General features: G+C 74.4%; 13 protein-coding genes. 4 read left to right on the top strand and 9 right to left on the bottom strand.

Features of this window, described 5'->3' with window-relative positions:
- Positions 1-2: 2 nt before the first annotated feature.
- Complete coding sequence (locus BLR02_RS19645; RefSeq protein ID WP_090567216.1) at positions 3-872, bottom strand: polyprenyl synthetase family protein; 870 nt, start codon at positions 870-872, stop codon at positions 3-5.
- Between the two features lie 66 nt (positions 873-938).
- Between BLR02_RS19645 and crtD the strand changes: the two genes are divergently transcribed.
- Positions 939-2,492 carry a 1-hydroxycarotenoid 3,4-desaturase CrtD gene (gene crtD / locus BLR02_RS19640; protein WP_090664350.1) on the top strand — a complete coding sequence of 518 codons (1,554 nt, stop codon included), beginning with the start codon at positions 939-941 and terminating at the stop codon, positions 2,490-2,492.
- Positions 2,493-2,560: 68 nt separating this feature from the next.
- A complete protein-coding gene (locus tag BLR02_RS19635; protein ID WP_218127998.1) occupies positions 2,561-3,355 on the top strand; it encodes a carotenoid 1,2-hydratase in 795 nt (264 codons plus the stop codon).
- On the opposite strand, the gene BLR02_RS30905 is transcribed toward BLR02_RS19635, so the two are convergent.
- The gene (locus BLR02_RS30905; protein WP_256336962.1) at positions 3,330-3,464 is read right to left on the bottom strand and encodes a hypothetical protein; all 135 of its coding nucleotides are present in this window, start codon (positions 3,462-3,464) and stop codon (positions 3,330-3,332) included. The two genes, BLR02_RS19635 and BLR02_RS30905, sit on opposite strands and share 26 nt — an antisense overlap.
- Positions 3,465-3,549: 85 nt before the next feature.
- Between BLR02_RS30905 and BLR02_RS19630 the strand changes: the two genes are divergently transcribed.
- Together BLR02_RS19630 and BLR02_RS19625 are read left to right on the top strand one after the other, a co-directional pair.
- Positions 3,550-4,335, top strand: coding sequence for a DUF2189 domain-containing protein (locus tag BLR02_RS19630; RefSeq protein WP_090664349.1), 786 nt, complete (start codon positions 3,550-3,552; stop codon positions 4,333-4,335).
- Complete coding sequence (locus tag BLR02_RS19625) at positions 4,336-4,650, top strand: hypothetical protein (RefSeq protein ID WP_218127997.1); 315 nt, start codon at positions 4,336-4,338, stop codon at positions 4,648-4,650.
- Here the strand turns inward: BLR02_RS19625 and BLR02_RS19620 are convergent.
- The 7 genes from BLR02_RS19620 to bchI form a co-directional block, all read right to left on the bottom strand.
- Entirely contained in the window at positions 4,639-4,965 is a 327-nt protein-coding gene (locus BLR02_RS19620; RefSeq protein WP_090664347.1) for a hypothetical protein, read from the bottom strand. The genes BLR02_RS19625 and BLR02_RS19620 overlap by 12 nt on opposite strands.
- Before the next feature lie 11 nt (positions 4,966-4,976).
- Positions 4,977-6,014, bottom strand: coding sequence for a phytoene/squalene synthase family protein (locus tag BLR02_RS19615; protein ID WP_090664346.1), 1,038 nt, complete (start codon positions 6,012-6,014; stop codon positions 4,977-4,979).
- A gap of 94 nt (positions 6,015-6,108) precedes the next feature.
- A complete protein-coding gene (locus tag BLR02_RS19610) occupies positions 6,109-7,650 on the bottom strand; it encodes a phytoene desaturase (RefSeq protein WP_090664345.1) in 1,542 nt (513 codons plus the stop codon).
- A 74-nt stretch (positions 7,651-7,724) separates the two neighbouring features.
- Positions 7,725-9,038 carry a DUF3422 family protein gene (locus tag BLR02_RS19605; RefSeq protein WP_090664344.1) on the bottom strand — a complete coding sequence of 438 codons (1,314 nt, stop codon included), beginning with the start codon at positions 9,036-9,038 and terminating at the stop codon, positions 7,725-7,727.
- Positions 9,035-9,931: an alpha/beta fold hydrolase BchO gene (gene bchO / locus BLR02_RS19600; RefSeq protein ID WP_090664343.1), complete on the bottom strand. Its 897-nt coding sequence runs from the start codon at positions 9,929-9,931 to the stop codon at positions 9,035-9,037. The genes BLR02_RS19605 and bchO overlap by 4 nt, the downstream gene beginning before the upstream one ends.
- The gene (locus BLR02_RS19595) at positions 9,928-11,658 is read right to left on the bottom strand and encodes a magnesium chelatase subunit D (RefSeq protein ID WP_245704864.1); all 1,731 of its coding nucleotides are present in this window, start codon (positions 11,656-11,658) and stop codon (positions 9,928-9,930) included. Before BLR02_RS19595 ends, bchO begins: the two co-directional genes overlap by 4 nt.
- Entirely contained in the window at positions 11,655-12,677 is a 1,023-nt protein-coding gene (gene bchI / locus BLR02_RS19590; protein ID WP_090664342.1) for a magnesium chelatase ATPase subunit I, read from the bottom strand. The genes BLR02_RS19595 and bchI overlap by 4 nt, the downstream gene beginning before the upstream one ends.
- Positions 12,678-12,693: the final 16 nt, after the last annotated feature.

Below are 12,693 nucleotides of genomic sequence, written 5' to 3'. Positions count from 1 at the left end.
CGCTAGGCAGCCTGGACGGCGAGGCTGCGCGGCAGCAGGCGGCGGGTCTCGAGCAGGATGACGGCGCGCAGCGCCTCGGCGCCCGGGCAGGGCGGGATGGCGGCGGCGGCATCGGCGGCGAGCCCTTCCAGCCGGGCGATGGCGCCGGGGAGGCCCAGCTGCAGCACCGCGCTCGGGCGGTGATGCGCCGCGTCCTGGCCGATGGGCTTGCCGAGTTCCGCCTCGTCGGAGACGGCGTCGCGGATGTCGTCGGCGACCTGGTAGGCCTCGCCGAGGCGGTCACCAAGCAGGCGCCAGGCCCCTGGCTCGGCCCCGGCGGCGGCGGCCCCGGCGGCAGTGGCGGCGGCGAAGAGGGAACCGGTCTTCTGCCGCTGGTACTCGGCGAGGTCGCAGCGCGGCTCGCTCTCCCAGCCCTGGCCGGCGACGATGCCGACGGGCATGCCGACCGAATCGCCGATGGTCAGCATGAGCGGGCCGAGGCGGCCCGGCGCCTCGGTGGCGGCCCGCGCCATGATCTGGAAGGCGAGGACGATCAGCGCATCGCCGGCCAGCACGGCGAGCGGCTCGCCGAAGGCGCGGTGCAGGCTGGGCTTGCCGCGGCGCGTCGCCGCGTCGTCGAAGCAGGGCAGGTCGTCATGCACGAGGGAGGCGCAGTGCAGCAGCTCGATCGCCGCACCGGCGGATTCCGCGAGGCCCGGCCGGTCGTCGCCGCAGGCGCCGGCGACGGCGAGGCAGAGGCGCGGGCGGATGCGGGCGCCACGGGGAAAGACGGCGTAGCGCATGGCCGCGGCGAGGCGCGGTGGGCTGCCGGGGCCTTCGGCCAGGGCGATGGCAGCATCGAGGCTCCGTTCGATCCGCGTGACGGCGTCCATGGCAGCCTCCCATCGGCTTTTATGTAAGGCTTGATTGTCAGTCCAAACTGTCATCTCTTCTGGACTATGGCGTCAACGACAATTTACACCGGGCATCGGGTGGTGGTGATCGGCGCCGGCGTCGCCGGGCTGGCGACGGCGGTCCTGCTGGCCGCGCGCGGCCTCGAGGTGACGGTGCTCGAGCGCGCGGTGGCGCCGGGCGGGAAGATGCGCGAGGTCGCCGCCGGCACGGCGCGGATGGATGGCGGGCCGACGGTCTTCACCATGCGCTGGGTCTTCGAGGAGCTCTTCGCCGAGGCCGGCGCCGCGCTCGGCGACCACCTGGCCCTGCGCCCGGTTTCGGTGCTGGCGCGGCACGCCTGGAGCGAGCGGGAGCGGCTGGACCTCTTCGCCGATACCGAACAGTCGGCGGAGGCGATCGGGCGCTTCGCGGGGGCGGCCGAGGCGCGCGGCTACCGCGACTTCTGCGAGCGGGCGCGGAAGATCTACCGCACGCTGGAGGGGCCCTTCATCCGTGCGGCGCGGCCGACGCCGCTCTCGCTGGCTGCCGGGGCGGGGCTGCGGGGGCTGACCGACATGTGGGGCGTCTCGCCCTTCGCCACGCTCTGGGCGGAGCTGGGCCGGCATTTCCGCGACCCCCGGCTGCGCCAGCTCTTCGGCCGCTACGCGACCTATTGCGGCTCCTCCCCCTTCCTCGCGCCGGCGACGCTGATGCTGGTGGCGCATGTCGAGCAGGCAGGCGTCTGGCTGGTCGAGGGCGGGATGCACCGGCTGGCCCTGGCGATGGCGCGGCTGGCCGAGGCGCACGGCGCCCGCTTCCGCTACGGGGCGGAGGTTGCGGAGATCGAGGCGCGGGGCGGGCGCGTCTCCGGCGTGGTGCTGGCAGGGGGCGAGCGCATCGCCGCCGATGCGGTAGTGGCGAATGCCGACCTGGCGGCGCTGGCCGGTGGGCTGCTCGGCGACGCGGCGCGGCGGGCGGTGCCGAAGCCGGCACCGGAGCGCAGCCTGTCGGCGATGACCTGGTGCCTGGAGGCGGGGACATCGGGCTTTCCGCTCGCCCGCCACAACGTCTTCTTCTCGGCGGACTATGCGGCGGAGTTCCGCGACATCTTCGAGCGCGAGCGGCTGCCGGGGGAGCCCACCGTCTATGTCTGCGCCCAGGACCGCGACGATGCGGGCGCCGGGCCGGACGGGCCGGAGCGGCTGCTCGTGCTGACCAACGCGCCCGCCATCGGCGACCGGCGCCCCTTCACCGGCGAGGAGATCGCATCATGCGAGAGAGCCAGCTTCGATCTGCTGCGGCGCTGCGGGCTGCGGGTGGACCGCCGGCCGGAGGCGGTGACGCTGACGACGCCGCTCGGCTTCGAACGGCTCTTCCCGGCGACCGGTGGGGCGCTCTACGGCAGGTCCCTGCATGGCTGGTCCAGCAGCTTCGGGCGGCCCGGGGCGGCGACGCGGCTGCCAGGCCTGTTCCTGGCGGGGGGCAGCGTGCATCCGGGGCCTGGGGTGCCGATGGCGGCGATGTCGGGGCGGCTGGCGGCGGCGCAGCTGCTTGGGCACCTGGCTTCGGCCGCCCGGTCGGGCCGGACGGCTATGCCTGGTGGTATGTCGACGCGCTGAGCGACGACGGGGAGCACGGGCTGACCATCATCGCCTTCCTCGGCAGCGTCTTCTCGCCCTACTACGCGATGGCACGGCGGCGGGGACCGGCGGACCCGCTGAACCATTGCGGGCTGAATGTCGCGCTCTACGGCCGGAAGCGGCGCTGGGCGATGACGGAGCGGGGACGCGGCACGGTGCAGCGAGGCGACGCGCAGCTGCGCATCGGGCCGAGCGCGCTCGACTGGGACGGCGCCACGCTGACCATCCGCATCGAGGAGGTGACGGCGCCGGTCCCCTCGCGGCTGCGCGGCGTGGTGCGGATCCGGCCGGCGGGGATCAACCCGCGGCGCTTCACCCTGGATGCGGCGGGGCGGCATCGCTGGCAGCCGATCGCGGCGGTGGCGCGGGCGGAGGTGGCGCTGGAGAGCCCGGGGCTGCGCTGGTCGGGCCCGGCCTATTTCGACACCAATGACGGCGATTCGCCGCTGGAGCGCGACTTCGTGGACTGGGACTGGTGCCGGGCGCCGCTGCGCGAGGGTGCCGCCATCCTCTACAACGCGCAGCGGCGGGACGGGACGCGGCAGTCGCTCGCGCTGCGCGTCGATGGACGCGGCAGCGTGCAGGAGGTGGCGCCGCCACCCCCTGCCCTGTTGCCGCGGACGCGCTGGGGCATCGTGCGGCCGACCGGGGCGGATGCGGGCCACCAGCCGCGGGTGATGCGCGTGCTGGAGGATGCGCCCTTCTATGCGCGCTCGGTGATCGAGACGCATCTGCTGGGCGAGCCGGCCCTCGCGGTGCATGAGAGCCTCTCGCTCGACCGCTTCGCCGCCCTGCCGGTCCAGATGATGCTGCCGTTCAGGATTCCGCGCCGCTGGACCTAGCCCTGTCCCGCCGCTGCTCGCGCCGCAGCCGGAGCAGTTCCCAGACCGCGAGGCCGAGGACCAGCAGCAGGATCAGCGCCCATTCGAATTGCGCCAGCGCTTCCATCATCCTCGCCTCTCCTCGCGCCACTGTGAAGCTGCGTCGTATGCCATGGCACTCATATATCACGAGTCGCTGAACGGGAGGACACCCCATGGCCAAAGCCTGGACGACCCATGCCAATGCGACCGACACGGCCCCTGCCGTGCGACGCATCGGCATCGCCGACCTGCGGGAGGCGCTCGCGCGTGGCCTCGACGACTTCCTTGCCACCCCCACCCAGCTCGCCTTCCTCTGCGTGCTCTATCCCGTGGTCGGGCTGGTGGCGGCGCGGGCGATGAGCGGCGGCGACATGGTGCCGCTGCTCTTCCCGCTGGTCGCCGGCCTTTCGCTGGTCGGGCCTGTGGCGGCCGTCGGGCTCTACGAGATCAGCCGGCGGCGGGAGGCCGGGCAACCGGCGAGCTGGCGCAACGCCTTCGACGTGCTGCGCAGCCCGGCCGTCTTCTCCATCGCCGCCATGGGCGTGCTGGTGATGGCGATCTTCGTCGCCTGGCTCTTCGCCGCGCGGGCGATCTTCGCCGCGACCATCGGTACCGCGCCCGCCTCCGTGACCGAGCTCGCGCACCTGGCCTTCAGCACGCCGGAAGGGCAGCGGCTGATCCTGATCGGCAATGGCGTCGGCCTGCTCTTCGCGGTCGCGGTGCTGATGCTGACCGTGGTCTCCGTGCCGATGCTGCTGGACCGCAATGTCGGCATCGGCACGGCGATCCAGACCTCGATCCGCGCCTGCCTCGCCAATCCGGTGACGATGGCCATCTGGGGCCTGCTGGTGGCGGCGCTGCTGGTGCTCGGCAGCCTGCCGGCCTTCATCGGCCTCGCCGTGGTGATGCCGCTGCTGGGCCATGCCACCTGGCATCTCTACCGGCGCGTCGTGGACTGAATGGCGCTACCCTCCCCGCCGGTCAGCGGCGGGGACGGGATGGGCTGGTTCGTCGGGGAGGGGCATGTCGTGCCGCTGCTGCTCGGCTTCGTGCTGGCGGAGGCGGCGGTGCTGCTCCTGCTGCGGCGCCGCAGCGGGCGGGGCTTGCCGCCGCTCGACATCGCCTTGTTGCTGGCACCGGGTGCCTGCCTCATGCTGGCGCTCTGGGCGGCGCTGGCGCGGGCCTGGTGGGGCTGGATCGCCCTCGCCCTCGCCGCCTCGCTGGTCACCCATCTGTTCGACCTGCGGCGGCGCTGGCGCGGGTCAGGCCGGTAGCCGGTGGCGCGCCTTCATGCCGAGCCACCAGGCATAGGCGGCGAGCAGGGCGAGGAAGCCGATGAGGTCCAGCGGGCCGAAGAGGCCGGCGCCCCCCGTCAGCCAGAAGGCGAAGGCCACCTGCCCGCCGGCGATGGCGAGGCCGATATTGACGAGCGGCGGCATGATGCCGCCCATCAGCTCGAGCGAGGGGTGCAGGGGCGGCGGGGCCTCGCCGCGCCGCGCGGCATCCCGGGCCCGGCGCCGGCGGCCGAGGGCGGACCAGGCCAGCCAGGCGGCGCCGTCCAGCATGAGGAGTCCGGGCAGGTTGCGCATTCCAAGCCTCCCTATCCGTTGCGGCCGAGCTCCTGCTGCTGCAGCCGGGTGAAGAGACCGACCAGCCAGGCCACGCGCTCATCGAAGGAGCGCGCGGGGAGCCGGCCGCGCAGCCGGGGCGGCGAGGCGGCGACCGCGGCCTCGACCAGGAAGCGCGTTGCCTCCAGCGGCGGCGCGCCGACCGCGCGGCGCGGCATCATCAGGGCACCGAGGCTGCGCGCGAGCAGCACGGCCTTGCGCCGGCCGGAGACGGTGGCGCGGTGCGAGACGCTGTCGAGCCCCCTGCGCTCCACCGCGCGGCCGATCTCCGCGTAGATGACGCGGGCGGCGCCGATCCCGGGGCGGCAGGCGAGCGGCAGGCAGGCGATGCCGCCCTCGGCGCGGCGGTAGAGCTCATCGGCCGCGGCCAGCAGGCGCCCCACGACGCCGGCGAGGCGCGCATCGAAGGCGGGGGCGGCGAGCCAGGCCTCGGGGTCGAGGCCGGCCTCGCGCATCCAGGCCAGCGGCAGGTAGAGGCGGCCGCTGCGGGCATCCTCGCCGACGTCACGGGCGATGTTGGAGAGCTGCATGGCGACGCCAAGGTCGCAGGCGCGGGCCAGCACCTCGGGGCGCCGCTCCTCCATCAGCAGCGCCATCATGGCGCCGACCGAACCGGCGACGCGGGCGGCATAGGCTTCGAGCTCGGCCAGCGTCTCGTAGCGGCGGCCGGACTGGTCCCAGGCGAAGCCGTCCAGAAGCGCCTCCGGCAGGGCGCGGGGAATGGCGTAGTGGGCGATGACGGCGGCGAAGGCCCTATCGGCGGGCTCGGGATGCGGCCGGCCGGCATAGGCGGCATCGAGCCGGGCGTGGAGGGCGGCCAGGGCGGCGGCGTCGCCGCCCTCGTCGATCGCATCGTCGGCGATGCGGCAGAAGGCGTAGAGCGCGGTGGCCGGAGCATGGATGCGGGCGGGCAGCAGCTTGCCGGCGGCATGGAAGCTCCTCGACCCGCCGCGCAGCAGGGCGCGGCAGGCGGCGAGGTCTGCGGCGGGGAGGACGGGCTTGGCGCGCATTCAGGTCCTGTCCTCCGTCCGGCGCCCTTCCGCTGCCTTGCCGTGGCAGGCGGGGGGCCCCTGCGAAGCCACTCGGCGGTTTCGCGGGGAGTTCCTAGGCCAGGGCGGAGGCATGCGGCACCACGCTGTCGAGCACCTTGGCAGAGGAGATCACGCCGGGGATGCCGGCGCCGGGATGAGTGCCGGCACCAACGAGGTAGAGACGCTCCACCTCCTCCGAGCGGTTGTGCGGGCGGAACCAGGCGCTCTGCGTCAGCACCGGCTCCAGCCCGAAACCGGCCCCGTGGACGGCCAGCAGGTCCTCGCGGAAATGCCGCGGCGTGGTGACGCGGGAGGCCGCGATCTCGGCCTCGAAGCCGGGCAGCAGCGTCTCGTGCAGGCGGCGGGCGATCATCCGGCGGTAGGGCTCGGTCTGCTCCGCCCAGTCGGTGCCGTCGCCGAGATGCGGCACGGGGGAGAGGACGTAGAAGGCGTCGCAGCCGGGTGGCGCCATCGACGGGTCGGTCGCCGTCGGGCGATGCAGGTAGAGGCTGCAATCCGATGGGAGCTGCCGGCCGGTGAAGATATCGCGCAACAGGCCCCGGTAGCGCGGGCCGAGCAGGATGGTGTGGTGGCCGACCGCGTCGTAGCGGCGCCGCGTGCCGAAATACCAGACGAAGAGGCCCATGGAGTAGCGCGCGCGGGCGAGCTTCGCATCCGTCCAGCGGCGGCGCGGCAGGCCGGGCAGGAGCTTGCCATAGGTCCAGGCGGCATCGGCATTGGAGACGACGATATCGGCCGGGATGGTCTCGCCATCGGCGAGGCGCAGGCCGGTGGCGCGGCGGCCGGCGAGGGTGATCTCGGCGACCTCGGCGCCGCAGCGGAGGCGCCCCCCCTGCCCCTCGATCAGCCGCACCAGCCCCCGCACCAGGCTGCCGGTGCCGCCCATCGCCCAATGCACGCCCCAGCGCTGCTCGAGATGCGAGATCAGGGCGTAGATGCCGCTGGTTGCGAAGGGATTCCCGCCGATCAGCAGCGGGTGGAAGCTGAAGACGGTGCGCAGCCGCTCGTCGCGGAAATGCGCCGCCGCGGCCCGGTACACGCTGCGCCAGGCCTGCAGCCGCATCAGGCCCGGGGCGACCTTGGCCATGTCGGTCCAGTGGCCGAAGGGGACATGGCCGAGTTGTTCGAAGCCGATGCGGCAGGTCTCGGCGCTCAGCGCCATGAAGCGCGCATAGCCGGGCAGGTCCGCCGGGTTGAAGGCGGCGACCTGGGCGCGCATCGCCGCCGGGTCGCCGGAATAGGTAAAGGTCGCGCCATCGTCGAAGCGGATGCGGTAGAAGGGGTCGAGCGGGCGGAGGTCGATGTCCTCGGCCATGCGGCGGCCGCAGAGCGACCAGAGCTCCTCCAGCAGGAAGGGCGCGGTGACGATGGTCGGGCCGGCATCGAAGGTGAAGCCGTCCTGCCGATGGGTACGGGCGCGGCCGCCGGGCGCATCCAGCCGCTCCAGCACCGTCACGCGGTAGCCACGGGCGCCGAGGCGGATGGCGGCGGCAAGGCCGCCGAAGCCGCTGCCGATCACCACGGCATGCGGCCGCCTGTCCTGTGGCGGCAGGGCCGGGAGGGTGGGCGGCGCCAAGGCTGTCAATTCAAGCATCGTCCACGACTGTAAGACTTAATTGACACAAACCTCCAGTGCGGAGAATGGCGCTGGCGACGAATTGCTGGCCGCTACCGTCCCGCCGGTGGGGGGAAGGGCGTCGCGCGCCGCGCGATGACATGGCGCAGCTGGCGCAGGCCGAGGGCGACGGCGATGGCGGCCACGGGGATGGCGATGCCGGTGACGAGGTCGGCATCGAGGGGCAGCCCGCCGGCCTTGAGCCCCTTCGCCACATAGGCGACGAGGCCGACGATGTAGTAGGTGATGGCGGCGACGGAGAGGCCCTCGACCGTTTCCTGCAGCCGCAACTGCATCTGGGCGCGGCGGTCCATATTCGCCAGAACCACCTGGTTCTGCTGCTCGCGCGTCAGGTCGACGCGCGTCGAGAGCAGTTGCGTGGCACGGGCGACGCGGCGGGACAGCGCATCCTGCCGCGCGGCCATGGCGCGGCAGGTGTTGAGCGCCGGGGCCAGCCGGCGTTCCATGAATTCCTGGAGGGTCTGCATGCCCTCCATCCGCCCCTCGCGCAGCTCGGCGATGCGGCGCTGCACCAGCGCGTCATAGGCTTCCGCGGCGCTGAAGCGGTAGAGGGTGCGGGCCTCGCGGCTCTCGGTCCCGGCGGCGAGGCGCGTCAGGCGTTCCAGCAGTTCCGGCTCGTCGGCGCTGCGCGCGGTGACCAGGGCTTCGGTGATCTCGGCGAGCTTCCGCTCGCTGGCGGTGATGTGGGGGCCAAGCTCGCGGGCGAGCGGCAGGGCGAGCAGGGCCAGCATGCGGTAGGTGTCGATCTCGAGCAGCCGCTGGATCAGGCGCCCGGCCTGGCGCGGCGTGGTGCCGTGGTCCTGCACCAGGATGCGGCCGAAGCCGCCGGCATGGATGCGGAAATCGGTGAAGACCCGCGCCGCGCCGCCGCTCACCGTGCCGCCGACCAGGCTGTTGCCGGCGAAGAGGCGGCTGGAGAGCGTGTCGGGGTCGAGGGGTCCCTCGCCCCCGGGGAGCAGGGCGAGATGCGTCGCGACCAGCAGCTGGCCGGGCAGCGCCTGCACCCAGCCGGCCGGGACGGCGGCAAGGGCGGGGTTGGCGAAGGGGTCCGCGGCATCGGCGCCGGGGGTGATGACCATGAACCGGCTGAACTCGGTATGGCGTTCCCATTTCAGCCGGAAGGGGCCCAGATCGGCGCTGAAATGGCTGGCACCCGGCAGCGGCGGGGCAGCGGCGGAGCGACGGGCGAGGTCGCAGACCGCCTCCCAGGAGGCCTCGCGATGGGCCGGGTCGCCCAGCAGGGCGAGGTAGCTGAGGCGGAGCCCCGGGGCCAGCGCCTCGGGCGGGCGGGCATGCACCTCGTCATTGAGTTCGAGGCGCTGGGGATGGGAGGGAGGGAGGATCACGCCCTGACGAGGGAAGCGAGCCCCAGCTCCTCGGCGATGCCGGCGATGAGGGTGGCGACGCGCTCCGGCTGTTCCTCATGCGCCAGATGGCCGAGGCCAGGGAGAGGGACGAGACGGAGGTTGGGGAGGATGGCCCGCAGGCGCCTGGCATCCGCAGGCGGGACGGTGCGGTCGGCGCCGCCGACCAGCAGGACTAGCGGCGGCTTCAGGCGGCGGAGGTCGCGCAGCAGCGGGTGCAGGTCCCAATGCGCCATCATGCCGAGGGCGGCGGCGACATGGTGGGGGCGGCGGATCAGGCGGGCGTAGAATTCCACCCCCTGCGGGTCGAGGGTGGAGCCGGTGTCCTGCAACAGGCGCTCGACCACGCGGCGCTCGGCGGCGCGGCGGGCGAAGATCCAGGGCACCACCGGCAGGCCGGCGAGCAGCCGGGCGACGGGGGAGAAGACTTGGCCGGCGAAGCCCTCGAAGGGCAGCAACGCGGCATTGAGGCCGATCACGGCGCGCGGGGCGATGCCGCCATCGAGCGTCATGCGGGCGAGGATGGCCGCGCCGGCGGAGTGGCCGGCCACCAGGGCGGCAGGCAGGCCGAGCGCGGCGGTCAACTCGGTCAGGGCGCGGGCCATCAGGGGCAGGGACAGGCGGGCGCCGGCGGGCATCTCGGTGAAACCATGGCCGGGAAGGTCGGGGGCGACGACCGTGAAGCGCCGCGCCAGCAGGGGCAGCAGGCCGCGCCAGGAATGGGTGGCGGCGCCGGTGCCATGGGCGAGCAGCAGCACGGGCCCCTGCCCGGCCACCTGGACATGCCAGCGGAAGCCGGCCGCCTTCACGAAGCGGCTGGCGGCGCGGTTCGGCCAGTCGCGGCCATCGACCAACCAGTCCGGGCGGCCGCTCATGCCGCCCTCACCGCCCGGGAGATGGAGGTCGCATCGGCATAAGGCAGCGGCAGGTAGCGGGCGCCCATGGCGGCGGCAAGCTGGCGGCCGGCCTCCTGCGGGCGCGGCGAGGTATCGACCAGCAGGGTGGTGATGCGGGCGGCCTGCAGCGCGCGGGCGGCCTCCAGTGCCTCGGCGGCGGCGCGGTCGCGGCCGGGCTTGCCGTCGCGGGCGATGTTGGCGCGGCCATCGGTCAGCAGCACCACCAGCGGGGTCTGGCCGCGGCGGCGAATGGCGTCCGCCACGCCCAGCGCCTCGTCGAGGGCGGTGGCCATGGGGGTGCCGCCGCCGCCGGGCAGGCCGGCCAGGCAGCGTTTGGCACGCACCAGGGAGCTGGTCGGCGGCAGCAGCAGCTCGGCGCCGGTGCCGCGGAAGGCGAGCAGGGCGACCCGGTCCCGGCGGATGTAGCAATCCGCCAGCAGCAGCTCGACCGCGCCCTTGGCCTCCGCGAGGCGGTGGAAGGCGGCGGAGCCGGAGGCATCGACGACGAAGAGGGTCGCGGTCTCCGAGCGCTGCTGGAAGCGGAGGATGCGGATATCCTCGCGGGCGATGCGGAGGCGCCCTCCGGCAGGCCCGCTCCTGGCCCGCAGGCGCTGCCAGGGGGCAGCGGCGCGGAGGGTATCGACCAGGGCGAGATGGGCATGGCCGCGCAGCTCCCCGGGGCGGCTGCCGATGGGGCGGCCGCGCTTCGGCGACTGGCGCTGGAGGCCGGCCTTGCCGGGCAGGCGCGCGCGCGCCGGGGCGAGGCGGAGCTGGTCGAGCAGCCCCGCGGGGATGGCCGCCTCGGCTGCGGCGAGGAGGATGTCCTCCAGCGCCTCGGGACCCGGCCGAGGGGGCTGATCCTCGGCCGTCTCGGGGGGCGGCGGGGGCGCGGAGGGCGGGGCGGCGGGCTCGGCGGGCGCCTGGATGGCGCGGGGGCCGAGCACCAGCCGCGCGGCGAGGGCGGCATCCTCCTCGGCCACCGCCTCGCGCCCGGCCAGGGCGGCGGCGGCGCGGGCGACATGGAGCGCCAGCAGGGGCGGGCGGAGGCTGGCGATGCCGAGGGCGGCGGCGGTGGCGCACAGGGCTTCCAGCACATCCGGGCCGACGGCAATGCCGGGCAGCAGGGTGCGGGCGGCGATGACCTGGCCGGCGGTCGGGCCGGGCCCGCCGGTGGCGGCGGGAGCGATGGCGGAGAGGTCGAGCTGGAAGGCCAGCCGGTCCAGCAGCGCGGCAGGCGGGGCCTCCTCGGCCTCCAGCCCCTCGTCGAGAGCGATGAGCGCCAGGCGGGCGGGGGTGCGGAGGGCGAGGCCGTCGCGCTCGATGGCCACCTCGCCCGCATCCAGCGCGGCAGCGAGGCGGGCGGCGATGCCCGGGGTGAGGCGCTCGGCCATGGCCGCCAGGAGGATGCCGCCATCGGCCTCGGCCAGCAGCCCGCGCTCGGCGATGGGGCGGCCGGCCTGCAGGGTGGCGGCGAGGTCGAGGCCGCCGAGCAGGCGGGAATCGGCGATGCCGGGCGGCAGGCGGCGCCAGGGGGTAGCGGGGGGCAGCAGGCCGCGCATCAGGGCGAGCCAGCGGTCCCGCACCGGGCCGGGCGGGGCGCGGAGGGCGGCGCCGCCCATGCTGGCGGCATCCACGGCCAGGATGGCCGCGGCCCGCATGGCCTCATCCCAGGGGTTCGGCCAGGGGTTCGTGATGCCCTCCGTCACGGGCCGAACAGTTCCTGGATGGCGCGTTCGACCCTGGTGGTGGAGACGGTGTCGTCCAGCGGGTTGCGGCGCAGGCGGTGGCGGAGCGCGGGCGGCGCGACGCGGCGGAGGGTGGCATCGCCCACCTCGGCCTCACCCTCGAATGCGGCGAGCGCCCTGGCGGCGCGGATCAGGGTGAGTTCGCCGCGCAGCCCATCGGTGCCGAGCGCCAGGCAGAGCCGGGCGGCGCGCTCCAGCGCGGCATCGGGCAGGACGATGTCCGGCAGGCACTGCCGCGCGGCGAGGATGCGGCCGCGCAGGGCCGCCTCCGCACCGGACCAGTGGGCGGCGAAGCCGGCCGGGTCCCGCTCGAAGGCGTCACGGCGGCGGATGACCTCGATGCGGCTGGCGAGTTCCCGCGGCGTCGCCACCTCGACGGAGAGGCCGAAGCGGTCCAGCAGCTGGGGGCGCAGCTCGCCCTCCTCCGGGTTGCCGCTGCCGACCAGCACGAAGCGGGCGGGATGGCGGATGGAGAGGCCCTCGCGCTCCACAACATTCTCGCCGGAGGCGGCAACATCGAGCAGCAGATCGACGAGATGGTCCTCAAGGAGATTGGCCTCGTCGATATAGAGGAAGCCGCGGTTGGCGCGGGCGAGCAGGCCTGGCTCGAAGGCCTTCACGCCATCGGCGAGCGCCCGCTGGATGTCGAGGGCGCCGACCACGCGGTCCTCCGTGGCACCGAGCGGCAGGTCGACGACGGGGACGGGCGCCATGACCGCCCGCAGCGGGCGGCGGCTGCGGCATTCGGTGCAGAGCGCCTGCTCATCGCCCGGATCGCAGCGATAGGGGCAACCCTCGACCACGGGAATCTCGGGCAGCAGCGCGGCAAGGGCGCGGATGGCGGTCGACTTGCCGGTGCCGCGGTCGCCGAAGACCAGCACGCCGCCGATGCCGGGATCGATGGCGGCGACGAGGATCGCCAGCTTCATCTCCTCCTGGCCGACGATGGCGGAGAAGGGGAAGCTGCGCCGCCCCGTCATGACCGCCGGTCTCCGG

Source organism: Belnapia rosea, assembly GCF_900101615.1.
Lineage (GTDB): Bacteria > Pseudomonadota > Alphaproteobacteria > Acetobacterales > Acetobacteraceae > Belnapia > Belnapia rosea.
Note: the sequence above shows the minus strand (reverse complement) of the source record. Positions and strands in the feature narration are given on the sequence as shown.

Bases quoted from the DNA above. Each gene is read 5' to 3' on its own strand.
- BLR02_RS19645 (WP_090567216.1), bottom strand. From the start codon at position 872: ATGGACGCCGTCACGCGGATCGAACGGAGCCTCGATGCTGCCATCGCC.
- crtD (WP_090664350.1), top strand. From the start codon at position 939: ATGGCGTCAACGACAATTTACACCGGGCATCGGGTGGTGGTGATCGGC.
- BLR02_RS19635 (WP_218127998.1), top strand. From the start codon at position 2,561: ATGGCACGGCGGCGGGGACCGGCGGACCCGCTGAACCATTGCGGGCTG.
- BLR02_RS30905 (WP_256336962.1), bottom strand. From the start codon at position 3,464: ATGATGGAAGCGCTGGCGCAATTCGAATGGGCGCTGATCCTGCTGCTG.
- BLR02_RS19630 (WP_090664349.1), top strand. From the start codon at position 3,550: ATGGCCAAAGCCTGGACGACCCATGCCAATGCGACCGACACGGCCCCT.
- BLR02_RS19625 (WP_218127997.1), top strand. From the start codon at position 4,336: ATGGCGCTACCCTCCCCGCCGGTCAGCGGCGGGGACGGGATGGGCTGG.
- BLR02_RS19620 (WP_090664347.1), bottom strand. From the start codon at position 4,965: ATGCGCAACCTGCCCGGACTCCTCATGCTGGACGGCGCCGCCTGGCTG.
- BLR02_RS19615 (WP_090664346.1), bottom strand. From the start codon at position 6,014: ATGCGCGCCAAGCCCGTCCTCCCCGCCGCAGACCTCGCCGCCTGCCGC.
- BLR02_RS19610 (WP_090664345.1), bottom strand. From the start codon at position 7,650: ATGCTTGAATTGACAGCCTTGGCGCCGCCCACCCTCCCGGCCCTGCCG.
- bchO (WP_090664343.1), bottom strand. From the start codon at position 9,931: ATGAGCGGCCGCCCGGACTGGTTGGTCGATGGCCGCGACTGGCCGAAC.
- bchI (WP_090664342.1), bottom strand. From the start codon at position 12,677: ATGACGGGGCGGCGCAGCTTCCCCTTCTCCGCCATCGTCGGCCAGGAG.